Source organism: Cobetia sp. D5, assembly GCF_035666195.1.
Lineage (GTDB): Bacteria > Pseudomonadota > Gammaproteobacteria > Pseudomonadales > Halomonadaceae > Cobetia > Cobetia amphilecti.
In genome coordinates this window covers 1,597,878-1,623,549 of record NZ_CP142020.1, presented here as the reverse complement: position 1 = coordinate 1,623,549, position 25,672 = coordinate 1,597,878, and the positions used below count along the sequence as shown (strand labels likewise).

General features: G+C 62.7%; 22 protein-coding genes. 12 read left to right on the top strand and 10 right to left on the bottom strand.

From position 1 onward, the window contains the following. Positions 1-46: 46 nt before the first annotated feature. Positions 47-988 (top strand): LysR substrate-binding domain-containing protein, encoded by a 942-nt coding sequence (locus U0O11_RS06835; RefSeq protein ID WP_324692310.1) that lies wholly within the window; start codon positions 47-49, stop codon positions 986-988. A 134-nt stretch (positions 989-1,122) separates the two neighbouring features. Here U0O11_RS06835 and U0O11_RS06830 read toward each other — a convergent pair whose 3' ends face one another. After that, positions 1,123-3,315, bottom strand: a complete 2,193-nt coding sequence (locus U0O11_RS06830; RefSeq protein WP_303567817.1) for an OsmC domain/YcaO domain-containing protein — start codon at positions 3,313-3,315, stop codon at positions 1,123-1,125. 268 nt (positions 3,316-3,583) lie between these two features. Here U0O11_RS06830 and U0O11_RS06825 point away from each other — a divergent pair, with 268 nt between their 5' ends. From U0O11_RS06825 to U0O11_RS06810, 4 genes are all read left to right on the top strand, one after another. Beyond that, a complete protein-coding gene (locus tag U0O11_RS06825) occupies positions 3,584-3,823 on the top strand; it encodes a hypothetical protein (RefSeq protein ID WP_107335026.1) in 240 nt (79 codons plus the stop codon). A 10-nt stretch (positions 3,824-3,833) separates the two neighbouring features. Then, positions 3,834-5,360: a sodium:solute symporter family protein gene (locus U0O11_RS06820; protein WP_215824277.1), complete on the top strand. Its 1,527-nt coding sequence runs from the start codon at positions 3,834-3,836 to the stop codon at positions 5,358-5,360. Between the two features lie 136 nt (positions 5,361-5,496). Continuing rightward, positions 5,497-6,909, top strand: coding sequence for an amidase (locus tag U0O11_RS06815; protein WP_215824276.1), 1,413 nt, complete (start codon positions 5,497-5,499; stop codon positions 6,907-6,909). A gap of 297 nt (positions 6,910-7,206) precedes the next feature. Next, positions 7,207-8,457 (top strand): methyl-accepting chemotaxis protein, encoded by a 1,251-nt coding sequence (locus tag U0O11_RS06810; protein ID WP_215824275.1) that lies wholly within the window; start codon positions 7,207-7,209, stop codon positions 8,455-8,457. Between the two features lie 129 nt (positions 8,458-8,586). On the opposite strand, the gene U0O11_RS06805 is transcribed toward U0O11_RS06810, so the two are convergent. Then, the gene (locus tag U0O11_RS06805; protein WP_215824274.1) at positions 8,587-9,396 is read right to left on the bottom strand and encodes an SDR family NAD(P)-dependent oxidoreductase; all 810 of its coding nucleotides are present in this window, start codon (positions 9,394-9,396) and stop codon (positions 8,587-8,589) included. A 160-nt stretch (positions 9,397-9,556) separates the two neighbouring features. Continuing rightward, positions 9,557-10,543, bottom strand: a complete 987-nt coding sequence (locus tag U0O11_RS06800) for a zinc-dependent alcohol dehydrogenase family protein (protein ID WP_215824273.1) — start codon at positions 10,541-10,543, stop codon at positions 9,557-9,559. 235 nt (positions 10,544-10,778) lie between these two features. On the opposite strand from U0O11_RS06800, the gene U0O11_RS06795 reads away from it, so the two are divergent. Then, a complete protein-coding gene (locus U0O11_RS06795; protein ID WP_043332286.1) occupies positions 10,779-11,681 on the top strand; it encodes a LysR family transcriptional regulator in 903 nt (300 codons plus the stop codon). Between the two features lie 16 nt (positions 11,682-11,697). Here U0O11_RS06795 and U0O11_RS06790 read toward each other — a convergent pair whose 3' ends face one another. Next, positions 11,698-12,273: an HD domain-containing protein gene (locus tag U0O11_RS06790; protein WP_225347909.1), complete on the bottom strand. Its 576-nt coding sequence runs from the start codon at positions 12,271-12,273 to the stop codon at positions 11,698-11,700. Then, on the bottom strand, positions 12,270-13,367 hold the full coding sequence (locus U0O11_RS06785; protein ID WP_175090541.1) for a TauD/TfdA family dioxygenase: 1,098 nt from the start codon (positions 13,365-13,367) through the stop codon (positions 12,270-12,272). Before U0O11_RS06785 ends, U0O11_RS06790 begins: the two co-directional genes overlap by 4 nt. A gap of 310 nt (positions 13,368-13,677) precedes the next feature. On the opposite strand from U0O11_RS06785, the gene U0O11_RS06780 reads away from it, so the two are divergent. The 6 genes from U0O11_RS06780 to U0O11_RS06755 all read left to right on the top strand — a co-directional run bounded on the left by U0O11_RS06780 (position 13,678) and on the right by U0O11_RS06755 (position 21,634). Continuing rightward, positions 13,678-14,658 carry a LysR substrate-binding domain-containing protein gene (locus U0O11_RS06780; RefSeq protein ID WP_064503243.1) on the top strand — a complete coding sequence of 327 codons (981 nt, stop codon included), beginning with the start codon at positions 13,678-13,680 and terminating at the stop codon, positions 14,656-14,658. A 331-nt stretch (positions 14,659-14,989) separates the two neighbouring features. Then, the gene (locus U0O11_RS06775) at positions 14,990-16,489 is read left to right on the top strand and encodes an ABC transporter substrate-binding protein (protein ID WP_324692297.1); all 1,500 of its coding nucleotides are present in this window, start codon (positions 14,990-14,992) and stop codon (positions 16,487-16,489) included. Next, the gene (locus U0O11_RS06770; RefSeq protein ID WP_324692295.1) at positions 16,489-17,766 is read left to right on the top strand and encodes an alkaline phosphatase family protein; all 1,278 of its coding nucleotides are present in this window, start codon (positions 16,489-16,491) and stop codon (positions 17,764-17,766) included. The genes U0O11_RS06775 and U0O11_RS06770 overlap by 1 nt, the downstream gene beginning before the upstream one ends. Position 17,767: 1 nt before the next feature. After that, positions 17,768-18,712, top strand: coding sequence for an ABC transporter permease (locus U0O11_RS06765; RefSeq protein ID WP_043332301.1), 945 nt, complete (start codon positions 17,768-17,770; stop codon positions 18,710-18,712). A gap of 7 nt (positions 18,713-18,719) precedes the next feature. Further along, positions 18,720-19,619, top strand: coding sequence for an ABC transporter permease (locus tag U0O11_RS06760; protein ID WP_043332303.1), 900 nt, complete (start codon positions 18,720-18,722; stop codon positions 19,617-19,619). 23 nt (positions 19,620-19,642) lie between these two features. Continuing rightward, on the top strand, positions 19,643-21,634 hold the full coding sequence (locus U0O11_RS06755) for an ABC transporter ATP-binding protein (RefSeq protein ID WP_052384373.1): 1,992 nt from the start codon (positions 19,643-19,645) through the stop codon (positions 21,632-21,634). Between the two features lie 401 nt (positions 21,635-22,035). Here the strand turns inward: U0O11_RS06755 and U0O11_RS06750 are convergent, their stop codons facing one another. From U0O11_RS06750 to U0O11_RS06730, 5 genes are all read right to left on the bottom strand, one after another. Beyond that, positions 22,036-22,383 carry a hypothetical protein gene (locus tag U0O11_RS06750; RefSeq protein WP_043332305.1) on the bottom strand — a complete coding sequence of 116 codons (348 nt, stop codon included), beginning with the start codon at positions 22,381-22,383 and terminating at the stop codon, positions 22,036-22,038. A gap of 77 nt (positions 22,384-22,460) precedes the next feature. After that, the gene (locus tag U0O11_RS06745) at positions 22,461-22,799 is read right to left on the bottom strand and encodes a hypothetical protein (protein WP_043332307.1); all 339 of its coding nucleotides are present in this window, start codon (positions 22,797-22,799) and stop codon (positions 22,461-22,463) included. A gap of 69 nt (positions 22,800-22,868) precedes the next feature. Continuing rightward, entirely contained in the window at positions 22,869-23,207 is a 339-nt protein-coding gene (locus U0O11_RS06740) for a hypothetical protein (protein WP_324692289.1), read from the bottom strand. 66 nt (positions 23,208-23,273) lie between these two features. After that, positions 23,274-23,618: a hypothetical protein gene (locus tag U0O11_RS06735; RefSeq protein WP_043334022.1), complete on the bottom strand. Its 345-nt coding sequence runs from the start codon at positions 23,616-23,618 to the stop codon at positions 23,274-23,276. An 837-nt stretch (positions 23,619-24,455) separates the two neighbouring features. Next, a complete protein-coding gene (locus U0O11_RS06730; protein ID WP_043334023.1) occupies positions 24,456-25,550 on the bottom strand; it encodes an ADP-ribosylglycohydrolase family protein in 1,095 nt (364 codons plus the stop codon). Positions 25,551-25,672: the final 122 nt, after the last annotated feature.

Here is a 25,672-nt window from a genome sequence, read left to right as displayed (position 1 = left end):
TGCAGCCGCGACACTCCGCGACACTCCGCCTGCTCTGGTAGTCATCATGAAGCTCAACTACGACCTCAACCTCCTGCGCACCTTCCATGCGCTGTATCTCGAGCAGAACGTCACGCGCGCCGGCGAGCGTCTGCACCTGAGTCAGCCCTCGGTGAGCGCGGCGCTCTCCAGGCTGCGCGAGCTGTTCAATGACCCGCTGTTCATCCGCGACCGCCAGCGCATGCGCCCTACCGAGAAGGCCGACCACCTGTTCCCGACCATCGAGGCGGCGCTGACCGACCTCGACGGCCTGATCAACAGCGAGCGGCACTTCGACCACACCACCGAAAGCCGTCATTTCGAGATCGCTGCCAACGATTACTTCGAGGTGCTGATCCTGCCGCAACTGGCGACGATCCTGCGTGAACAGGCGCCGGGCATCACCCTCCAGGTGCGCCGTCTCTCGCAGGACATGAGCGAAGCCGGCGTGATGAGCGGCACGACGGACCTCGCCTTCGGGCGTCAGGTCGATCCGCCCGAGAATCTGGTGGTCAGGGAAGTGATCACGGAAGGCATCGACTGTCTGGTCGGCAACGGGCATCCGCTATTGGAGCGCCTGGATGATGAAGGCCGCATGACAAAGGCGGATTTCGAGCACCACGCCCATGTGCTGGTTCAGCCCCATACCCGCCTGAAAAGCGGCATCTTCAAGCAGCTCGAGGGCCAGGGGCTCAAGCGTGAGGTGGCCCTGGCGGTCACCTACTTCATGGCCGTGCCCTCCCTGCTGGAGCGCTCGCCTCTGATCGCGAGCCTGCCCACCGGGCTATGCCAGCACTTCTGCCGCCAGTTCGCCGTCACCCGTGTGGCACCGCCCCTCGCCTTCGCCTCCTTCCCCTTCCACTTGAGCTGGCATCGCCGCTATCAGAAGGACCCCGCGCATCGCTGGATCCGCGAGCAGATCATTGAATGCTGTCAACGTCTGGCGGAGGGACAGCAGGTGCTGCTCTGATCCCTGAGCCCTGAGCCCTGAGCCCTGAGCCATGTGCCATGAGCACAGAAAATAAGCGCCCGGCTACGAAAACGGCCCCTCACCATCCAGTGAGGGGCCGTTCTTGTCATGCCACGGGATTCAACAGGCGAGCATCAGCCCTGCTTGGCCGCCAGGGCAGCACGATGGGCGTGCAGTTTCTGGTAGCTTTCGATCAGGCGCAGGTGGCGATCGAGCCCTTCCAGCTGCATGTTGGTCGGTTCCAGACCATGGAAGCGCACCTCGCCCTGCACAGAGCCCACCACGGCAGCCATGGTGTCTTCACCGAACATGCGGCGGAAGTTGTAGAGGTAGTCCTCGAGTTCCAGCTCGTCATCCAGCGTGATCTCCAGCACCGCCTTCATGGCCTGATAATAGAGGCCACGCACGACGGTGTTGTCGTTGTACTGCAGGAACATCTCGACACGATCCAGCGCGTCCTCGTGCTGACCCAGCGCGAGGTTGATCATCAGTTTCAGCTCGAGAATCGTCAGCTGACCCCAGATGGTGTTCTCGTCGAACTCGATGCCGATCAGCGTCTTGATGTCCATGTGCTCATCAAGCTGGCTCTCTTCGAGACGCTCGCCCAGGTCCGCCAGCTGCTCGTCATCGAGACGATGCAGATTGAGGATGTCCTCGCGGTAATCCAGCGCCATGTTGGTGTTGTCCCACACCAGGTCCTCGACCGGATAGACCTCGGAATAGCCCGGCACCAGGATACGGCACACCGGCGCGCCAAGATCCTCGTGCACCGCCATGTAGGCCTCCTTGCCGATCTCATCGAGGATGCCGAACAGATTGGCGACTTCTTCTTCATTGCTGCCGGAGAAGTCCCACTCGACGAACTCGATGTCGGTCTTGGAGCTGAAGAAGCGCCAAGAGACCAGACCCGAGGAGTCGATGAAGTGCTCGACGAAGTTGTTCGGCTCGGACACGGCCAGCGAGTTGAAGGTCGGCGGCATGAAGTCGTTGAGCCCCTCGAAGCTGCGGCCCTGCATCAGCTCGGTCAGGCTGCGCTCGATGGCGACCTCAAAGCTCGGGTGCGCGCCGAAGGAGGCGAAGACACCGCCGGTCTTCGGGTTCATCAGCGTGACGCAGGCCACTGGGAACTGACCGCCCAGCGAGGCGTCCTTGACCAGAATCGGGAAGCCCTGGGCTTCCAGCGCCTCGATGCCTTCGACGATTTCCGGGTACTTGGCCAGCACCTCCTGCGGCACGTCCGGCAGGGTCAGTTCCTGCTCGAGAATCTCGCGCTTCACGGCACGCTCGAAGATCTCGGACAGACACTGCACCTGGGCTTCCGGCAGAGTATTGCCGGCGCTCATGCCGTTGCTGAGATACAGGTTCTCGATCAGGTTGGACGGGAAGTAGATCGTCTCACCGTCCGAACGGCGAGTGAACGGCAGGGACACGATGCCACGATCCGTACGCCCGGAATTGGTGTCGATCAGATTGGAGCCACCCAGCTCGCCGTCCGGATTGAAGATCTCCAGGCAGTAGTCATCCAGCACGCCTTCCGGGATCTCGTCGTTCGGGCCCGGCTGGAACCACTTCTCGTTCGGGTAGTGCACGAACTCGCTGTCAGCGATGGCTTCGCCGAAGAACTGGTCGTTGTAGAAGAAGTTGCAGCTCAGGCGCTCGATGAACTCGCCCAGGGCCGAGCACAGCGCGCTCTCCTTGGTCGAGCCCTTGCCGTTGGTGAAGCACATCGGTGAGGCGGCATCACGAATGTGCAGCGACCAGACGTGCGGCACGATGTTGCGCCAGGAGGCGATCTCGATCTTCATGCCGAGATCATTCAGCAGGCCCGTCATGTTGGCGATGGTCTGCTCCAGCGGCAGGTCCTTGCCTTCGATCCAGGTGCTCTGCCCTTCCGGCGGCTCCGCCATCAGCAAGGCCTGGGCGTCCTCATCGAGGTTGTCGACCGTCTCGATCTCGAAGCCCGGGCCGGTCTGGACGACCTTCTTCACCGTGCAACGCTCGATGGAACGCAGGATGCCCTGGCGGTCCTTGTCGGAGAGGTCTTCCGGCAGCTCCACCTGGATCTTGAAGATCTGGTTGTAGCGATTCTCCGGGTCGACGATGTTGTTCTGGGACAGACGGATGTTCTCGGTCGGGATGTCCCGCGCCACGCAGTACACCTTCACGAAGTACGCCGCGCACAGCGCCGACGACGCCAGGAAGTAGTCGAACGGGCTCGGCGCCGACCCATCACCCTTGTAGCGGATGGGCTGATCGGTGATGACCGTGAAGTCGTCGAATTTCGCCTCGAGCCTCAGGTTGTCGAGAAAGTTGACCTTGATTTCCATGAACGATGCACCGCTGTAAAGAGTGTGGGCGCCAGCACGCCAGTCTGACGGCTACGCGATGGCCGCCATTATCCAGATTTTGGGGGCCTGCGTCGCGGGTGAGGCGAAAAGCGAAACGCCATGACTTTCTTGACGGTAGGGGGATTGTCACCTATTGGTTAATTTATACGCATAAATACAATAATTGATGCATTGCCATGCTTGGTCCCCTGTCGTTGTCCACGACAGGTCACAACACGCCCCACCAACCACAATAAAGGGGAATGCAATGAGAAAGCGCTTCACAACCCGCAAGGTCGCCATCTACGGCAGCATGCTGCTGGGATTCTTGATGCTCGAGAGTCCATTGATGCTGATGGCCAACAAGATCGAGCCCATGGTGATGGGAGTTCCGTTCTTCCTCGTCTGGAACCTGGTGTGGTGGGGCTTCCTCACCGCCGTGTTCCTGTATGCCTACCTGACCAACTGGGGTAGCGCCAGAGCCCCTTCCACCGGCGGCAAGCGCTGAGGAGCTCACCATGACTGGAAGCATCTTGATCATCGCGGCCTTCATGATCATTCCCTTGATCGTCGGGCTCGTCTCGGCCCGCAAGTCCCAGACGACCAGCGAAGACTTCTTCGTTCAAGGGCGGGCCATGGGCAGCATTGCCGTGTTCTTCACGGTGGCGGCCACCTGGTGGAGCGCCTTTGCCTTCCTGGGATCGAATGCCACCTTCTACACCAGTGGCCCGATCTATCTCACCGCGCTTGCGTGGAACCTGCTCTTCGGCTTCATGTACTACTGGGTGGGCAAGCGCGTCTGGTATCTCGGCAAGCGCTTTGACTACCTGACGCCGTCAGACCTGATGGGCGATTTCTACAACAGTGAAGCACTCAGAGTCCTCGTTGCCGTCATCACGCTGATCTTTACCGTGCCATACCTGCAGATCCAGCTGACAGGCGGCGCCTACCTGATCGAAGTCGCCTCCGGTGGCGTCGTGCCCTTCTGGCTGGCCGCACTGCTGTTCTACTTCATCATCATCGTCTATGTGTGGGTCGGCGGAATTCGCGCCATCGCCTGGACAGATGTGATCTACGGGGCGCTGCTGTTCTTCGGCATGATGTATGCGGGCTACTACATCGCCGGCCAGGCAGGTGGCCCGACCAGCATGTTCGCTCAGCTCGCCAGCGACTCGCCCGCGCATCTGACGCTGCCGGGGCCGAATGGCAACATGGGCTACTCCATGTGGTTCTCGCTGTTCGTGATCGTGGCCATCGGTGCCTTCATGGGTCCCCAGATCTGGCTGCGCATGTATTCGGTGAAAAGCGGCAAGCTGTTCGGCTTGATGCCCTTCCTGCTGGGGCTCGCCGCCTTCGCCTACTTCGGCTCGGTACTCACGGGGTACACCGGTGTACTGCTGGAGCCTGGCCTGGAGAACGCTGACCAGATCCTGCCCGTCATGCTGATGAACTATGCGCCCTACCTGCTGGCATCGTTGATCATGGCGGCTGGCGCGGCAGCGGCGATGTCCACCGCCAACTCCCAGATCCATGCGGTATCGACCGTCGTCACCATGGATATCTACAAGCGCTACGTGAACCCGCAAGCGGATCAGAAGCGCATCGTCCACATCGGGCGCCTGTCACTGGTCGGCTTCTCTCTGGCGGCCTACATCCTGGCACTGACCGTTCCGGGGCTGCTCGTCACGATCGGGATCGCGGCACTGGCGGGCACCGCTCAGCTGATCGTGCCGACACTGGGCGCCATCACCTGGCGTAAGGCACACCCGCAAGCGGCCTTCTGGGGCCTAATTCTGGGTATCGTGACCGTCCTCTGGCTGTCCTACGGCGCCAGCGTCAGCAACCCGCTTGGCCTGCATGCCGGCATCTGGGGCCTGATCCTCAATGCGTCAGCCTTCGTCATCATCAGCCTCGCCTTGCAGCGCAAGGATGCCGATGTGGTGGAACGCTTCGCGCAGGCGCGTCGGGATTACACCGCGGAATATCACCCGGAGCAGCTGGAAGATGATGCGGCTCCCTCACCTCAGGTGATCGAAGCCCGCTGACCAGCGACAAGGGCCTGCATTGCGCAGGCCCTTTTCATTGCCGAGCACATCTCACGTGCCGAGAACGTCCCACAAGCGATTACCTGATCACAGTACCTGATAGCCGGCACTTGATAGCCAATGGACAGGATCTGACATGACCCCAGCCTCTCTTCCCACGCAATTATCTGAATTGACCGCCACTGACGCCCTGACGCTATTTCGCCAGGGTGAGCTATCCCCTGTCGAGCTGACCCGGGATTGTCTGGAACGTATCGACACGCTCAACCCCAAGATCAATGCCTTCGTGCATATCGCCCATGATGGGGCAATGAAGGCGGCGAGAGACGCCGAAGCCCGCTGGATGAACGGCTCGCCCTGCGGCCCGCTGGACGGTGTACCGACAACACTCAAGGACCTGACGCTGTCCCGGGACATGCCAACCCGGTACGGCTCTGCCACCACATCACCCGACGGGGGGAGTGACGTCGATTCCCCCGTCGCCGCGAGCCTGCGCAAGGCAGGCGCCGTCTTTCTCGGCAAGACAGCCTCACCGGAGTACGGCTGGAAAGGAGTGACGGACAACCCGCTGCACGGCGTGACCCGCAACCCCTGGAATACCGCGCTGACGTCGGGTGGATCCTCAGGCGGGGCTGGAGCAGCGGCCGCGCTGAACCTGGGCATGCTCCATCAAGGAAGTGACGCGGGCGGTTCGATCCGCATACCCTGCAGCTTTACCGGCACCTTCGGCCTGAAACCCACGTTTGGCTGGATACCTCAATGGCCGACCAGCGCCATGTCGACACTCTCACACCTGGGACCGATGACGCGGACGGCGTCCGATAGCGCCCTGATGCTTGCCAGCATGGCAAGACCGGATGCCCGAGACGGATTGCTCGGCAACCCGCATGGTATTCATTGGAATGCGCCACTCCCATTGTCTCTTGAAGGATGGAAAATCGCTTACAGCCCGACGCTTGGGTATGTCGACGTTGCACAGGACATACGCCTGCGAGTGGACGAAGCGGTCGCTCTACTGTCGAGACTGGGCGCTGACGTCATCGAGATAGACCCCGGGTTTTCCTGTCCCCTCGATACCTTCAATACCTTGTGGTTCGCGGGTGCCACCCAGGTGGTCGAAAAGATGACCGACAGCCAGCGAGAGCAAATGGACCCGGGCTTGCTGGACATTGCAGAGCGCGGCAACAACATTTCCTTGTCGCAATATCTGGCGGCAAGACGAGAGCGGACTGCACTTTGCGCACACATGCAATCCTTCCACGAGCAATGGGATCTGCTTGTTACCCCCACCTTGCCCATTTCACCCTTTGTCGCTGGGCACAACGTCCCACCCGGCGAGAAATACACTGACTGGATGGACTGGACGCCGTTCAGCTACCCCTTCAACCTGACCCAACAACCCGCGGCATCACTCCCCTGCGGATTGGATGACAATGGGCTGCCTGTCGGACTGCATCTGGTGGGAGGAAAGTTCCAGGATATGAAAGTGATGCATGCGGCCATGTTGCTTGAGGAGATGCTTCCTGGCCTTGTCTATCCCAAGCCCTAGCCAAGAGAAGTCCATCAACCAGCCGCCGAGCTTATGGCATGCCTCAAGCCTCTGGCTTCAGCTCGCTTCACTCCTCACATCCCACCCCGCCCCGCCCCGCCCGAGCAATCGTGCGGGGCAGGCGTATTGATGAGAATCCTGATACCCACAGCATCAGGAATTTGATGCTAAAGATCGGCGCAGCCGTGTCAATAAAGGATTCAACAGTAAATAAACATTACTTCAGCACAATCGCATCAAGGATGTCCGCAGTCGATGACGGATTGATGCCTCCCCTCTCTTGCCAGGAACTCTCCCATGCTGCTCGATCGTGCCCAGGCCCTGCGCCGTGCGCTGGAAGACCACACTGCCTGCATCTTCTTTCGCCCGGATGGCAGCATTCTTGGCGCAAGCGACGCCTTTCTGTCAGCGACGGGCTATCGCCGTGATCAGGTCGTGGGGCAGCATCACCGCATGTTCTGCTCGAGCGAGGTCCATCAGGCCCCGGACTATCAACACTTCTGGCATCAGCTGGTCGCCGGCCATTCACGCGGTGGCACCTTCGAGCGACGTGATGCCAGAGGCGCGACCTTGTGGTTGGAGGCGACCTACCTGCCGGTCATGACTCGCCGCGGGCGTGTGCGCTACATCATCAAGATTGCCCGCGATGTCAGTGAGCGTCACGAGAGCGCCAGCAGTCAGGACGCCATTCTCACCGCGCTCAACACCTCGATGGCAGTGATCGAATTCGCGCCGGATGGCACCGTGCTCAAGGCCAACGACAACTTCCTCAAGGTGATGGGGTATCAGGCCCATGACGTCATCGGGCAGCATCATCGTCGCTTCTGCGCTGACAGCTTCTATGAGGAAAACCCCGACTTCTGGCGCGAGTTGGCCAACAACAGCTTCAAACAGGGGCGTTTTGCGCGCGTCACGGCCAATGGCAGCCCGATCTGGCTGGAAGCGACCTACAACCCGGTGCTCGATGCCTGCGGCAAGGTGGTTCGCGTCATCAAGTTCGCCAGCGATATCACCGCCGAGATGCAGCAGCATCAGGCAACGCGAGACGCCGTCACTGCCGCGCGCACCAGCGCCCAGCAGACGGAGACCATCGCCGCTGACGGCCTGACACAACTGGCGGCCGCCGTGGAGGATGTCACCCGCGCCGGCACGGAAGTCGCGACGGCGCGGCAGGTCATCGAGGCGCTCAATCATCATGTGAGAAGCATCAACCAGATGGCCGAAAGCATTTCCCACATTGCGCAGCAGACCAACCTGCTGGCCTTGAACGCGGCGGTCGAAGCCGCCCGCGCGGGGGATCATGGCAGAGGCTTTGCGGTGGTGGCCCACGAGGTTCGGCGCCTGTCACAGGCCACTACGCAATCCGCCGAGCAGATCAGCAAGGTATTGCGCGACAACACGGCCTTGATCCGCCAGGGGGGCGAGCGCATGAATACCGTCGTCATCCACAGTGAAGCCGGCCAGCAGAGCGTCGATCAGACCCAGGCGGTCATCGCCGAGATCCTGGCCGGTGCCCGGCAGGTCAGCGCCGCGATCGATCGCCTCTGAGGCTAGCCGGCGCCATCCATCCGCCAGCCGTTGCATGCCCTTGCATACGACGACGCCCCGCCCACGCTGAGAGATCATCAGCATGAGCGAGGCGTCATATTGCAGCGTGACAGCGGTTCCCGGCGCGCTTCAGCCAGCCAGAGAGCCGAGCGTCTTCTCCATCGTCGCGACCACTTCACGGCACAGCGCATCATCGAGTGCGTCGGCGTGCGGCGGTGCGAATCGCTGGGCGTCGTTGTCGAAGTACTGACCATTGGCGCCGGCGAATTCCTCATCCAGTGCCGCACGTACCAGGATATCAGCACCGATACCCAGGTCCTTGCCCGGCACGCCGAAGCCTTCCTTGACCATCTTGCTGGCCAGCAGAGAGCCCGGGTTGACCGCGATCAGGATCGGTCCCTGGCCTTCCCAGTCCTGGGCAAGCGTGCGGGTCCACATGGTGATCGCGAGCTTGCTCTGGGCATAGGCCGCGTAGTGGTCGTTGAACGCGACCTCTCCGATCAGCGCCTTCAGGTCCACGGAGGATTGAGCCGCCGAGGACAGGTTGACGACCCGCCCGGCCGGACGCAGTGCCGAAGCCAGTTTCTGGGTGAGCAGATACGGGGCAAGGGTGTTGACCACGAAGCGCAGGTCGAGACCGTCAGCCGTCACGACGCTGGGGGCCTGGAAGACACCGGCATTGTTGATCAGGACATCCAGACTGGCATTGGCCGCCAGCACTTCGCTTGCCAGTGAATCGATGGCGGCCAGATCGGACAGGTCGGCCACGAAACCTGCGACACGCTCAGCCCCTGCCAGCGTTGCAAGTTCGGCGACGACGCCATTGACCTTCTGCTCGCTGCGCCCGTGAATCAGCACGCGATGGCCGCGCTCCAGCAGGGCCTTGGCCGTGACCAGGCCGATGCCATCGGTAGAACCGGTGATAAGGATGGTTTTCATGCGCTCTCTCCTTGAAATGTCACACGACGCTTGAGACGCGAACGACAGGGCGTGCCCTATGGCCACACCCTGTCGTTCATCTGTGCCAGCGCAGTGTCAAATGCTGCCGCCTGGATGGCTGGCGGGTCTCGCTATCAGACCTCTCTATCAGGTCCCGCTATCAGACCTCGACGATGACCTTGCCGGTTGCCTTGCCGCTGCCCAGGCGGGCGTGGGCCTGGCCCACTTCCTCAAGCGGGAAGACCTGATCATCGATGATCGGCTTGAGCGCGCCGGCATCGGCGATACGCGCCATGTCGGCCAGAATCTCGTGGTGCTGCTGACGACGGAAGTCATGCAGCATCGGGATCAGCATGAAGACGACATGCAGTGACAGGCCCTTGAAGTGCGCGGTGGACAGGTCGATTTCCATGAAGGACACGGTCGTCGAGACATGGCCATTGAGCGCGGCAGCCTCGAAGGAGGTCGGCAGGTTGGCGCCGCCGACGGAGTCGAACACGATGTCGAAGCCCTTGCCGTCGGTGTGCTTGGCCACATAGTCGGCGACCTGCTCATTGCGGTAATTGATGGCACTGGCCCCCAGCCCTTCGACCAGCGTCTCGTGCTCATCACGACCGACGGTAGAGGCAACATCGGCACCGAAGTGACGGGCCAGCTGGATGGCGATGTGCCCCACACCACCCGCCCCACCGTGAACCAGCACCTTCTGACCGGCCTCGATGTTGGCGCGCTTGAGACCTTCATAAGCCGTGATGCCGACCAGCGGCAGCGCCGCGGCTTCCACCATGCTCAAGGACTTCGGCTTGTGGGCGATCAGGCGGACATCGGCGGCGATATACTCGGTCAGGGTGCCCGGAAGGTCGGCCAGGCCACCAGCACAACCATAGACTTCATCCCCGATGGCGTAGCCTTCGACGCCCTCGCCCACGGCTTCGACGGTACCGGCGAAGTCCATGCCCAGCAGCGACGGCAGTGCGGGAGACAGTGGCAGCTCAGGGCCCATCTCGCGAATCATGGTGTCGACGGTGTTGATACTCGTGGCGGCGATACGCACCAGTACCTGACCTGCCGCCGCTTGGGGCTTGGCGATTTCGGCCGCTTCGAACACCTCGGGACCACCGAATGATTTGACGAGCATCGCTTTCATGAGTCTGTCTCCTGCGTGGATGTGGAGCCAGCATAATTGTCATGGGCCTGAATGATAAACGGCGATAAACTACAATCAGTTTATTGGTTTTATTGAAAGTATTGGATGTATTGGGCGTGTTGGACGTATTGAGCTTGTTGGATGTAGTGGACGTCACGAACATTGCGCCAAGCCGTAGCTGGCGTGCCTCTCGCCATCGGGAGCCACGCACGTCGACGCAAATGAGGACACCCGCATGAATCTTGAGCACCTGAAGCTGTTCGTCCGCCTGGCCGCCGTGAACAGCATCAGTCAGGCCGGCGAGGACCTGGGACTGTCGCCCGCCGTCGCCAGCTCTCACTTGCGCAAGCTCGAGGACAGTCTGGGGGTGCGCCTGCTGCATCGCACCACGCGTCATGTGGCACTGAGCGAAGAAGGTCGTGCCTTTCTCCCCCATGCAGAGGAGGTACTGATCAGCGCTGAGGCCGCGCGGGCTGCCGTCGGCATCGGCACGACCTCCCCCAGCGGCACCTTGCGCATCACCGCATCCGCCTCCTTCGGGCGCATGCACCTGGTGCCGGGCCTGGCCGGTTTTCTCGAGCGCTGCCCTGATCTCGAACTGGACCTGCGACTGACCGACACCATCGTCGATCTGGTCGAGGGCGGCTTTGATATCGCCATCCGCAACTCCGCCCTCAAGGATTCCAGCCTGATCGCGCGGCGCCTGGCACCGGACAAGCGCATTCTGTGCGCCTCGCCGGACTATCTCGCGCGCCATGGCACACCGACGCATCCCTCGATGCTGCACGAACACGAATGCCTGACCCTGATCGGCATGGACCAGTGGTGCTTTCAGTGCGAGAACGGCGTCGAGCCGATTCGCGTCAAGGGGCGTATCCGCACCGACAATGGCGAAGCCGTTCGTGACGCCTGCGCCGCTGGCCTGGGCATCACCCTGTCCTCGACATGGAGCATTTACCGCCACCTGGCCGAAGGCAGCCTGGTAGAGGTGCTGCCCGAGACGCCCTTGATCAGCGAGACCGGCATCTGGGCGGTCTATCCCAGCAACCGCCAGCTGGCCCCCAAGGTGCGCGCCTTCCTGGACTACTTCTCCGAATACTTCGGCAGCCCGCCCTATTGGGATGTCCAACAGGGCTGAGACGCCGGAAAGCCCGTCATACCGCCGCCAGCACCCAGCGCTGAAGCATCGGCTTGTAGTGAGCGAAGTCCGGCGTCTGCATGCCGGCCACCTTGGCGGCATCATCCAGGCGCCGCACCTTGAGAATGGCCGCAAGCTGGGGCAGCTGGGCAAAGGCCGCGGCCTCGTGCGGCTCCATCGCCCCGCCCTGCAGGGCCAGGCTATCCAGCGAGGCCTGTGACAGACAGGCGCGATAGCTCGGCTCCACCGCGACCAGATAACGCTTGGCCGCCACGTGCTGGCGTACCGGCTCGACGATCTCGGCCGGGAAGAAGCGCGCCAGCCAGTCGGCACCGCTGACCTGATGACGATTGTCCTGGCCGTTCATCAAGACCTCCGGCGGCAGCCCATTGGCGTAATGCCCCACGTCATGCAGCAAGGCGGCCAGAATCACCGACTCGGATTCCCCCTGCTGCTCGGCCAGATGCGCCGCCTGCAGCATGTGCTCGGCCATGGTCACCTCCTCGCCCAGATAGGAGTCCGCACCGTGCAGGGCGAAGATGTCCTCGATCAAGCCGACGATGCCCTCGGCGTTGGCAGGCTGCGTGATCATCGGGCGTTCTCCAGCAGATTGAGGGTGGAATACAGGCTGTCGAGATCGGCGTAGGCGCCCTGCAGATGACGATTGCCACCGGCCACGAAGGCGGTACGGGCATGCATCACGCGACTGTTGTCGAACAGCAGGCAGTCCCCCGGGGCAAGGCGCAGGCGCGTGGCCTGCTCCGGCTGACCGATCACGCGCGCCCAGTCGTGATAGGCACGATAGAAGGCGCGTTGCGCCTCAAGCGGCAGCGGCAGCGAGGCGATGGAGCGGTTGTTGTAACGCACCTGGCGGATGTTGCCCTTGTGGTCGGTCTCGATGAACGGCACCCAGCTTCTGAGATCGGCATGGTCCGCGTCATGAAAGCGGAACGGCACCCGCGTGCGCGTCAGCAGCGCGAAACTCTCGGGCGCCAGTTCGCGCAGGCGCTCGGCGGCGGCGAAGCCATCCACCAGCAGGGTCTGGCCGCCTTCCACCTCGTTGCTCAGGCAATGCAGCAGCTGGATGCTTGGCGCCGGGTCACGATAGGGGTTGTCGGTATGCGCCCCGAGTCCGAGATTGCTGAAGGCGAGATTGCTCGGCGAAACCTCGGTGCGGACATCGAACAGCTTGCCGTAATTGGTTTCGCGCACATACCCGAACTGCGCGATCACCTCGAGCACCTTGCCCGGCTCGACAGGCACGCCACGCAGGCACACCACCCCGGTGTCACGGACCCAGGCCAGTGCCTCGCGCCGCGCCTCTCCCCCGGCGATGACATCGGCCCACTCGACCCGGGCGACCGAGAACTCGCTGCCCTGCCACAGCGTCTTGTGCGCACTGCTGCGCTCATCGGGAAAGCCGGTACTCAAGGCGGCCAGCTCATCGACGCCGTAGCGAATCTCGCGTGCATTGCTCAGTGTCACTCGCAGGACGTCGCCCTCCTCAAGCGCCGCCTCGCTGATGGCGGCGTCCCAGTCGAGGTCGAGCACACTGTCCAGACGCTGGCCATTGGCATGGCGACGGGCGGGGTCATGGTCTTGCAGCCACAGCACATGCTGGGCAAGGGTCTGGCCATCATCCAGAGTCAGGTGAAGCTGTTCGGCGTCAAACGCGAGGCGAGGCATGCAGAGTCTTCCTGTCTGTCGAGTGCGATCACAAGCCGCAAGGCACGGCATGACGAACGGGTGTGGCTGGCGCTCATGTCAAACGAGCGATCCGCCAGTGAATGCCCGCCATGCTAGTGAACGCAGACCCGTGACCATAGCGAGACTTTCTGGCGGCGAGCCTTAGTTTTTATATGCGCACACTGTCACGTCATCGTCATGCACGGCTGCAAGAATGAGCGCCCGGCCGCGTGCCGCGGCAGGATCTGCAGTCATGGCTTCAGCACCAGCCGCCGATGCGGCGACTGGCTCAGTCAAGCTGGAGTTCTGCATGTCGCGTCCTGCCTATCACCCTTCCCAGCGCCTCGCTCAGCGCCTGCCCCCATTCAATGCCCTGACCGCCTTCGAGGCCACCGCACGCCTCGGCAGCCTGACCCGCGCCGCCGCCGAACTGTGCATTACCCAGGGCGCCGTCAGTCAGCGCGTCAAGCAGCTGGAAGACTTCCTCGCGGTCAGCCTGTTCGTGCGCCGCGGCAATCGCATCGAGCTGACCGACGAGGCGCATGCCTATCTGCCGCTGGTCAGTGGCGTGTTCGAGACCCTCAAGCGCGGCACCGCCACCCTCTTCCAGCACGATGAGCAACAGAGCCTGACGCTGCGCTCCAATCACAGCTTCGTCGAATACTGGCTGATCCCCAGGCTCAAGGACTTCCAGCGCCTGCATCCGAACATCCAGGTCACGGTGCTGCCGCACAACCAGGTACTCCCGGACGAGCAGCCCGATGTCGATATCGAGATCATCAATGGCTACGGCGGCTGGTGCGGGCGCGAGTACGAGAAACTGGCCGATGAGCAGTGGGTCGTCGTGGCCAGCCCCACCTTCCTGCATCACTCCCTCGCCCCCAATGCCTCACCCGCGAGTCCACTCGACGAGCTGGCCCGCGCGCCACGAATCGAGTGCATCGGCTACCGCGAAAGCTGGCTGGACTGGTTCCGACTGCAGAAGTTTCGCGGCCACATCCCGCCGGCCGGCCTCAAGTTCGGCAATGCCAGTCTGGCGATTGCCGCGGCACTCGAGGGACATGGCTTCCTGCTCGTCCGCCAGTCCTTCGTGATGGACCTGATCAAGAACGGACGCCTGCAACTGGCGCACGCCTTGCGCATGCCCAGCACCAGCAGCCAGTACCTGCTGGTGTCTCCGGAGCGCCGCCATGCCCCGGCGGTCAACGATTTCTGTGCCTGGTTGCGCAGCACCATGCACACCTCTCAGGCCAATCCTGTCACCAGCGAGATGCCCTCCCAGCCCCGCTAGCACGGGCAGGAAGACGCGAGCCTCAGAATTTCTAAGGCACAGTCGCAGTTTTTGTTACGGCCAACGGCCGGCATCTGTCACGGAAACGTCATCATCTGCGCCAAAGATGACGCCTCAAGACGACAGCGTTGACGCAGTTCGACCGTCCCGGCGGGCTGCGCCACGAGCCATCCAACGGCCTGCCTGTCGGCCTGACCCGGTTTTGCGGAACCTGCTTGCTGTCACTGATGACCGTACCTGACGACCGCCCCTGACCACTGTCCCTGACCACTGTCCCTGACGACCGTCCCTGACTATCGTCCCTGACCGTTGCCCTTGCCTGGAGCCTGACATGAAGAAGCCCTTGATCGCCGCCATCGGCCTTGCCGCCTTCGCCCAACTGGCCGTCCCCCAGCTGGCCCATGCCGAGACACTGCGCACCCCGCATTGGGTCGAGTTCAGTGGCAAGGAGTCGCTGGACCCCATCTCCCCGACGCGCTTCTACTCGGCCAACCAGCTGATCTACAGCCGCCTGGTCCGTCAGGGCAGCAAGGGCGAGCCGGTGTCGGACCTGGCCTCCGAGTGGCAGGCCAATCCCGCTGCCGATGAGTGGACCTTCACGCTGCGTGACGGAGTCAGCTTCCACAACGGCAAGGCGCTGAGCGCAAATGACGTCATCTACAGCTTCACGCGTCTGCTCGACCCCGAGCGCGATGCCCCGGCACGTGCCGCGCTGTCAGTCATCGAGGACGTCAGCGTCAATGAGGCCGGCCAGATCGTGTTCCGTCTCAGCCAGTCCCATGCTGACCTGCCGATTCTGCTGATGGATTACCGCGCCAAGATCGTGCCGGTCGGCTTTGATGACGACACCTCACTGCAGGGCATCGGCACCGGCCCCTTCAAGCTGGTCAAATTCGATCCGCAGGGCACCACCACCTTCGAGGCCTTTGCTGACTACTGGGAAGGCGCACCGAAGCTGGATGGCATGGACCTGATCGGCATTCCCGATGACAACGCCCGCACCCAGGCATTGCTGGCCGGCCAGATTGACTGGTCGGGCTGGAATGGCGTCAACGCCCAGCAGCTGCGCCTGTTCTCCAGCAACCCGGCCTACCACTACGACTCCATCGCCACCGGCGACTGGCGTGGCATGGTGTTCCGCGCCGACGACGAGGTCTTCCAGGATGTGCGCGTGCGCCGTGCGCTGCGTCTGGTGGCTGACCGTGAAGAGATGGTCAACCTGCTGTTCGGCAAGGGCGGCGCCACCATTACCTGTGACAATCCGGTCTGGAATGGCGATCAGTACAAGCTGGCGCAGCAATGCCCGCAGGACCTCGACACCGCTCGCAGCCTGTTGAGCGACGCGGGGTATGCCGATGGGCTGGAGATCGACGTTTACACCAGCGGCGTCGACAACTACTTCCGCCCGATGACGGAGCTCTACCAGCGTCAGGCAGCCGAGGCCGGCATCACCGTCAACGTGCACAACGTGCCCGCGGCGGATTACTGGAACACCGCCTGGATGAAGAAGCCGGCCTTCACCACGGCCTGGGGCCAGCGCCCGACAGATCAGGTGCTCAACGAGATCTTCCAGAGCGAGGCCAACTGGAACGAGTCGGCCTACAAGAATCCCGAATTCGATGCCCTGCTCGCCAAGGCGCGCGCCACTCTGGATGACGAAGCACGCACCGAGCTCTATCACCAGGCCCAGGCGCTGCTGACCGAGACCGGCGCGACGCTGATCCCCTTCCACCTCAACAACAACCGCGTCATGAAGCGTGAGGTGCATATCCCGGCAGTCGAACACTTCGCGATTCGCTGGCACCAGGTCGACAAGCAGGGAGAGAGCTGATGTCCCGCCCTGGCCTGATCCTGATTCTGATGGACGGCATCAGCAGTCAGCGCTTCGCCGAGACGCGGGCGCGCCTGCCGCATCTCGATGCCCTTGCCAGAGACGGCCTGCTGATCGAGCGCCTGGGTGCCGACACCAATGCCAATTCGATGCCCGCGCGAGCGGGCATCCTGACCGGGCAACCGGCTCAGGTGCACGGCATCTACTCAAACGGTATCTATTCCAACGGCATCCATTGCCCCGGTGCTGAGACGGAGACGGAGTTTGCGTCTGCTACAGGGACTGAGACGGATCGCGACAGTCACGCCTCAGACGCCAGCGCCACTGCAGGGCATTTTCGTCCAGCAGCGGTCGAGGACCTGCGTGGCGAGACACTGCTCGAGGCCGCGCGCGCGGCAGGACTGCGGGTGGCCAGCATCGGCTTCGGGCTGGCCCGCCCCGAGAGCTGTGACTGGTATCTGTCGCCCTGGTGGGAGGACGGCGACCTGCGCGCCAAGGGCATGACCGCACCGCGTCTGAATCACTGGGATGCCCGCAATGACGCCCTGATGCGCGCGATGAGCAATGACCAGCAACTGCTCAACGAGGCACTGTCGCTGATCGAGCGCGAAACGCCAGAGCTGGTGTTGCTCGAACTCAACACCCCCGATTACTGCCTGCATGTGCATGGCAATGATGACGCCCTGGTCGATGGTGCCCTGATGATGGTCGATGCCCAGCTCGGCAGCCTGCTGGCCGGCCTTGAAGCCATCAACAAGCGCGAGGCCTATCACCTGTGTGTCTTCAGTGATCATGGTCATGCCCCGGTCCAGCGGGCGCTGGTGGCAGACCGCCTTCTACCGGATGTCGCGCTGCAATGTGATGGTGGCCTGTTGCTGGTGGCCTGTGATGATGACGAACGCCAACGCGAGCAGGCCGCACGCCTGGCCGAATTCGGCGTCACGCCGCTCGCGGCATCCGACTTCCTGCCCCCGGACGTGAAGCATATCCAGCTCTATCAGGCGCCGCCGGGCATGAGCTTCGAACCCGCCTGCAAGCATGCCCATCACGCAGAGCTGGTGGCAGCCCCCAGCTATGTCTCCACGCACGGTTTCGGCCCCGGTGCCACGTCGGACCAGCGCTTCGCCATTCTGCACGGCCCGTCAATCACTGCGGGCGAGCGCCTTGAGCTCGAGTCACTGGCCCTCCACCCGCGCCTGCGTCAGGTGCTGGGCCTGCCGCCCCTCGGTGAGGCTTCGACGCCACAGCGGGCACCTGATCTTCAAGAGGTGAACTGAGATGTGGGCAATGCTGTTGCAGCGCTGCCTGTACGGCGGCTTCACGCTGGTCTTCGTGGCCTGCGTGGTGTTCTGGGTGATCGAGATGCTGCCCGGCGACTTCTGCGTCAACTATCTGGGACGCAGCATGACACCGATCAATCTCGCCCAGTGTCGCGCCGAGCTTGGCCTGGACACGCCGGTGACGACACGCTTCGTCAGCTGGTGGGGGCAGTTGCTGAGTGGTGATTTCGGCACCTCGCTGACCAGTCGCGCACCGGTCAGCGATACCTTGATGCCGCGTCTGGCCAATACCTTGCTGCTGGGCGGCATCGCGACCGTGATGGCCATTCCGCTGGCCATCCTGCTGGGACTGATCGCGGCGCTCAAGCGCGACAGCTGGATCGACTCCAGCCTCTCCAGCCTGGTGCTGATCGCCATGACGGTGCCGGAATTCATCAGCGCCACCCTGCTGACCCTGGCCTTCGCCATCTGGCTGCCGTGGTTCCCTGCCATCACCGTGGCCGGCGCCAATGAGAGCCTGTGGAACCTGCTGCCCGGTGTCTGGCTGCCCGCCATCACGCTGGCGCTGGTGGCCATGGCACACATGATGCGCATGACCCGCTCCAACACCATCAGCGTGATGAACAGTGACTTCATGAACATGGCGCGTATCCGCCAGCTGCCGCGCTGGCGACTGGTGATCCGTCATCTGGCACCGGCCGCCCTGCTGCCGACCATCAGTCTGGCCGCCATGACCATCGCCTGGCTGCTGGGCGGCGTGGTGATCGTCGAACAGGTCTTCAACTATCCGGGGCTGGGGCGCCTGATGATCTCGGCCATCAATGACCGCGACATGCCGGTGGTGCAGGCCTGCGCACTGGTGCTCTCCGTCACCTATGTGCTGTGCAATCTGGTCGCCGACATGCTGGTCATCGTGCTCAATCCCAAACTCAAGACAGCCTGAGTCACTCATGAACGCTTCTTCCTCGACGACCGCACGCGGCCCGCGACTGGCCCTGGCCAGCCTGCCGGGTCAACACACCCTGGCGCTGCTGTGGGCCAATCGCCAGGGCCGCCTGGGCCTGGTGCTGATCGGCCTGCATCTTCTGCTGGCCGTCGCTGGCCGCTGGCTGGCGCCCCATGACATCTCTGCGGGTGACAGTCTCGCTTCACTGCTGCCCCCCAGTGCCGAACATTGGCTGGGCACCGACCAGCTCGGCCGCGATGTCCTCAGCCGCACCCTGGCCGGGGGCCGCGAGGCCATCTATACCTCGCTGCCGGCCGCCGTGCTGGCCGTGGTATGGGGCAGCGCCTGCGGCATGCTGTTGGCCATCATCGGTGGGCGGGTCGAGAACATCGCCATGCGTCTGGTGGACGCCCTGCTGTCGATTCCCTGGCTACTGTTCCTGCTGCTGGTCATCGGCGTGATGGGCCCCGGCCCGCTGGTCTTCATCCTGACTCTGGGCATCTTCTATGGCGTGGCGGTGGTGCGCGTGATGGTCACGGCGTGCCGCGAAGTGCTGTGCCTTGACTATATACAGGCCGCACGACTGCGCGGCGACAGCCTGATGCGCCTGCTGTGGCGCGAGATCAAACCCAATGTGCTCGACACCATCCTCGTCGAGTTGGCGATGCGCTGGTCCTGGGCATTGCTGGCCTTCAGCTCGCTGTCGTTTCTCGGCTTCGGCGTCTCCCCGCCGACCCCGGACTGGGGGCTGATGGTCGCCGATGGCCGCGGCTTCATGTCGTTTGCGCCCTGGGCCGTGCTGCCGCCCATCGTGGCGCTGTCCAGCCTGATCATCGCCATCAATCTGGTCGCCGACACCCTGGCCAAGACACTGGGCATCGACCGTGCGGGGCGCCCCGAATGATTCCGAACTCCAAAGGTGACGCCATGACGGACAACGCCGTGATCCGCGTTCGCGATCTCAACATCGGCTTTCATGATCGCCAGCAGACCTGGCGACCCGTGCTGCGCGGTATCGACCTGAGCCTGGGCCAGGGCGAGATTCTGGGTCTGGTGGGCGAGTCCGGCAGCGGCAAGAGCACCTTGGCCACGGCCATGCTGGGCCTGTTGCGTCGGGGCAGCCTGGTGCGCACCGGCGAGGTGAGTGTCGCCACACCTGCGCCCGCCTCTGGCTCCACTTCTGCCACTGCCTCCACTTCTGCCACTGCCTCCACCTCTGCCATCGCCTCTACCTCTACCAGTCATGACCCTCTTCACGACGAGCACCGCCAGCTGAGTTTTCATCATCAACCGGGGCGCTGGCTGGGCGAACTCAGGCTCGGGCTGGTGTCTCAGCATGCCGAAAAGGCCATGACGCCCCATCTCACGCTCGGCAGCCTGCTGTGCGAGACGCTGCTGTCACAGGGCGTGAAAGGCAAGGCGGAACGCGAACAGCAGGCCGTGGCATGGCTGCGACGCGTCCACCTCCCTCACCCCGAAGTGCTGATGCAGCGCTATCCGCACCAGCTTTCCGGCGGACAGCAGCAACGCGCCAGTCTGGCGCTGGCCCTGGCGCAACGCCCACGAGTGCTGGTGATGGATGAGCCGACCACCGGCCTAGATGCCAGCACCCAGAATGAGATTCTGGCGCTGTTGGCCTCGCTGCGCGCTGAGCTGGGCATGAGCATCGTCTTCGTCAGTCATGATCTGGGCGCGGTATCTCACCTGTGTGACCGCGTCGCGGTGATGTACGCCGGTCAGCTGGTGGAGGTCGCCGCGACTCGCGACTTCCTGAACGGCCCGCGCCATCCCTATGGTCACGCGCTGCTGGCCGCGACGCCGGGCAGTCAGTGCTATCGACCTGACGCTGCGCTGGAAGGTACGCCGCCCCTGGTGGGAAGCGCCATCAAGGGCTGTGCCTTCGCACCGCGCTGTCCGCGCGCCAGCGAGACGTGCCGTGACAGCGTGCCGAGTTGGCAAGGGCGCTACGCCTGCCATCATGCGCTGGAGGGTCATGAATCAGTGGACAGAGCGCATGCGGAGAGCGGGGAAAGTGCGAAAAGTGACGCAGCAACCGATGAGCGGGCGGATAGCGTAAAGAACGACTCGCAGCCAGCCGCGTCGCTGGACGTCGCGCCGCTGCTGGACGTCGCGCCGCTGCTGGCGGTGGAATCGCTGAACCTGTGCTATCGCATGCCCGGCTGGCTGGCGCGCCTGCGCGGTGAAACGCCGGTGCTTACCGTCAGCGATGTGGCATTCTCGCTCCAGCAAGGCGAGACGCTGGCCTTGATCGGCGAATCCGGCAGCGGCAAGACCTCGATCCTCAAGGCGCTGGCCGGCCTGCTCTCCCCCGTCTCCGGACAGCTCAGTCTGCGTCAGGAGTCCTTGGCGGGATTGGTCGCCGAGCGGCGTCCGGTGCAGCGTCAGAAGATCCAGTACATCTTCCAGCATGCCAGCACGGCACTGAATCCTCGTCTGACCGTGTTCGAATCCCTCGCGCCGGTGCTGTCTCGCTGGTTCGATCTCAAGGGCGATGGCGCCCGCCAGCGTGCCCAGTCGCTGTTGGAAGAGGTGCGCCTGCCCGCGCTCTATCTCGACCGTCTGCCCAGCCAGCTGTCGGGGGGCGAGCAGCAGCGCGTCGCCATTGCCCGCGCGCTGGCCGCCGAGCCCGACATCCTGCTGTGTGACGAGATCACCTCGGCGCTGGATGTCTCGGTTCAGGCCGCCATCATCCGCCTGCTGCAACGCCTCAAGCGTGAGCGCGGCCTGAGCCTGGTCTTCGTCACCCATGACCTGGGGCTGGTCAGTCATTTCGCGGACCGCGTACTGGTGCTGCGCAATGGCCGCACCGAGCACCTGGGAGATGTCGCAAGCCTCGCCACAGGGGACCTGCCGCCCTATGTGCAAACCCTGATGGAGGCCAAGCTGGTCGCGGCATGACCCGGCTTTCTGTCCCACCATTCTGTCCCGCCCGCCTGTCCCGCCTGTCCCGGCTGCCTCTCCCAGCTGCGGATCATCGCTGCTGATTACCTTCATGCAACGAAAAAAGCCCACCAATGGCGGGCAGGGAATGTCGGGACAGGACATTCAGGACAGGAAAGCGTTTGAGCAAGGGCTCTGCAGTTGACGACGAGTGCGCATTTCCACACTGGCTTCCACTCAGCCAAAACACTTGCTCAAGCGTTCTTCTCTCTCACGTATTCTTCTCTGGGACACTGACCATCATGACGCGACACGATGGTCAGTGGGTCCATTCAGCAACTGACAGGGGCAAGTCGATGGCATATCGGCATCCTTGGCTGTCTTGCAGAGTCGGAGGATGTTCATCCGCCGACGAGAGATCATGCGCTTTCGTTCAAGGCATGCTCGACGCGTGTAGCAGAGACACTCTTGCCGGCATCGTTGACGTAATCAGCCGAATCGCTCGCCAGTGCACGGGTGGTGCCCTGGATGCCGGCGTTGCTGATGGACTTCTGGACGCGGCTGGCAGCGACACTCATGCCGGTTTCCACGGCGTCATCGTGATGCAGTGCGGCTTGCTGAGTCACCGGCTGTGCCTGGCCCATGATCACGCGATCACTGAGGGTGGCACGGACGCGGGCATCGGCTTCGCTGTCATTGGCAGAAGCCACGCCAGTGGCGGCAACGGACAGTGCGGCAATGGCAAATAGAGACTTGAGGGATTGCATGGGGGTTCTCCTGTCGAAAAAGGTCATGTCAGTGCAGACACCTGGCCTGCAAGCGCCTGACGCAGACGTCGGGCGTCTCAGACGTTGACGTCGCTCACGGCGTGACGAACACGGGTGCCGGCAACGCTATCGCCGGAATCATTGGCGACATCGAATTCCTGCAGATGGATGGAGCGATCATGGCCACGGATCTCGTCATCACCGGATGCCACCTGGAAACGGCCAGCAGCGGTGCTCATGCCGGTTTCCGCGAAGGTCGCCTGGGCGGTCGGAGCTTGCTGGGCAGAGCCATGGATGACGCTGTCACTGACGTTGTGCTGGACGCGCTTGGCAGCCGGGCTATCGTCGGCGGCGAAGGACGCAGTGCTGACGGTGGCGAGTGCGGCAGCGGCGATCAGAGTCTTGAGAGTGTTCATGGTGTATCTCCTCGATAAAAAGCAAAGCGATGATCAGACCCGGCAACCCAGGTCAGGCTTGACGATGGTTCAGACGTTGCTGTCGTTCAGGGCATGCTGGACGCGAGTCGCTGCGACACTCTTGCCGGCATCGTTATCGAATGCCTGGCTGGCAGTGGCCACGGTGTGCGAATGACCATGGATGCGATCGGCACTGATGGACTGCTGAATGCGACCTGCCGCGACGCTCATGCCGGTTTCCGCGAAGCTGGCTTGCTGGGTAGCGGCTGACTGAGCGGTGCCGACGACGACATCCTGGCTGATGGACTGCTGGACACGCTGGGCGGCCGGGCTGTCATCCGCGGCGAAGGTGGCGGTGCTGACGGTAGCGAGAGCGGCGGCGGCGATCAGAGTCTTGATGGTTTTCATGATGATTCTCCTCGATGAACAAAGTGGTCAGTGGGCGTGAGTGCCCGGGCAAGACGACTGAATGGCTCAGACGTTGCTGTCGCTCAGAGCGTGCTGAACGCGGGTAGCAGCGACACTCTTGCCGGCGTCATTGTCGAAGGCCTGCTCGCGGCTGACGGTGGCAACACCCTTGCCTTCGATGGCGGACTGATTGAGGGCAGTCTCGACACGACCTGCGGCAACGCTCATGCCGGTATCGGCGAAGGTGGCCTGGGCAGTCGGTGCCTGCTGGGCAGTGCCGACGACGACGTCCTGGCTGACGGACTGCTGAACACGCTGTGCGGCCGGGCTGTCATCCGCTGCGAAGGAGGCAGTGCTCACGGTAGCGAGAGCGGCGGCGGCGATCAGAGTCTTGAGGTTCAGAGTTTTCATGATGATTTTCCTTTGCTTGTCCTGGGCGATGTTGCCCTTGTGATGTCGTGTGCAGTCTCGGCTGCACCCGCCTAACTTGTTAACAGACTAATTATTATTGCGCTATCACACTAGCCATGTCGCTGGCAGCTCACTGTTTCCATCAAAGAACCAGATTGCGATGCCTTGTCATTGCCTCGGTACCCGTAAGTGGTTAAGTCCCTCACCACGCAAAACCCTTGCAAGCTTTTTGCATCACTTCTGTACAACCATGAAGGTGCATGTCGCCAGTGATCGAATGTCGATCAGTCACTCAGGTCTGCTCCGGTACCGCTGCCTGACACTTCAACTTTGGTCGCGATCATGAGGAAGGCATTCCTCAGCAGTATGTCTTTCTACCCTGCTGAAACCCTCACCGTTGTGCTTGTAGAGTCTTACGCTTGCGCCAACGGGTTGGATGCATGCCATCTTCAAAAAAGTGGAAGACGTCTTGACAGGCGCCAGCCATCGACCGAATCCAGACTGCCGTTTCGTGCAATGTGGAATGAGCGCATTGTGGACGAAACCCGCCACGCGAGATATCCCTCCACTGGAACAGCATTGATTCCAATCACGAACCAATGCGTCACTCACCTGACCCGCTGGACAGACGCTCATCTACGACTTTGGTAATAAGCATAGTATTATCAACCGCTTACGAAGCCCGTGGACGCCCTCTCAAGTCACCTGTTTCAAGCACTCCCTGCGCCTCTGCGCTCCCCTTGCATCGCGACGGGCGATGAAAATTGTTGTCCAGACACGAAAACGCGGAGCCATTGGAAGATGGCTCCGCGTTTTTTCATGCTGCTGCACCGCGCCTCAATAGCCCGGGTATTTCTCCCAGGCCCACTTTTCATCCTTGCCCCCACCATCGGTGTAGAGCTCCCAGCGGGGGCAGTCGTGCAGGTCTTTGGCGATCTCGCCGATGACGTCACGCAGTTCAAGGGGCGCCAGCCAGTCACTCGGTATCGCCTCCTCGCCCCATTGCGCCCCGAGCAGATTGCCCGTGATGGCCCCGGTGGAATCCGAATCCCCATCGTGATTGACCGCGAGCTGAATCGCAGAGCGGTAATCCCGGGCAGTGAGCGCGCAGTAGACAGCGATTGCCAAGGCTTCTTCCGCGATCCACCCCAGCCCCAGCAATACCACTGCGGCCGGCGCCGACGTTTCGGACTCGGCCAGCGCGCGGGCTTGCTCCAGGGCCTGCAGAGTGTCATCACAGCTCGGCTTGCGCTCGAGAATACGCAGAGCATGCGCGAGTGCCTGTGCCATCGAATCCCCCGCCACCAGACACTGGATCATCACCGCCAGCACGCCGCCGGTCAGCTGGCCGGTCACGTGCCCATGGGTCAGCGCACAGACCTCTTCTCCGAGTTCGAAGCACATCTCATGGGAGGCTCCCATCGCATGCGCGAACAAGCCGACAGGTGCCACACGCATCACCCCACCACAGCCCTTGCTGTCGTTTTGCGCCTTGTCACCGTAGGCACGCATCTGCTTGAGCGCTGACAGGCATGTCATGCCCGGGGCGCGCCGCGAATGGAGCTCGCGCTGCTTGATCAGCCAGCCACTGTCCAACCATTCCTGCTCGGTCTCCTGCCGCGAGCGTTCGCCTTGGGTGTAAAGCCAGCGCTCGTAGGCGCTGCTGACCAGACCACTTTGCGTCGTGATGCCTCTCAAGCAGCCACGCACATGACTGCGCAGCAGGCCCTCGGCAGTAAACAGCGTCATCTGCGTATCATCGGTAATCCGCCCCAGCCCACCATAGGCCGGTGCATAGTCGGCTATTCCATCACTGCCGAAGCGCGCCTGGATCTCCTCGTGCGACAGGAATTCCACCGCCGCCCCCAGGGCGTCACCCACCGCACCGCCCAACAGGCAACCACGAAACCGCGATGTCATCTCAAGCGTCATGTGCCTCTCCCCTGCGTGACCTTCAGGTGGCGTCAGCCACCCTCAATACGTCTTACGCTATCAGCATCTGCGCATTTGCTGAAAAGCAGGCTCAACCAGTGGTGCGCATAATCAGGCAGAAC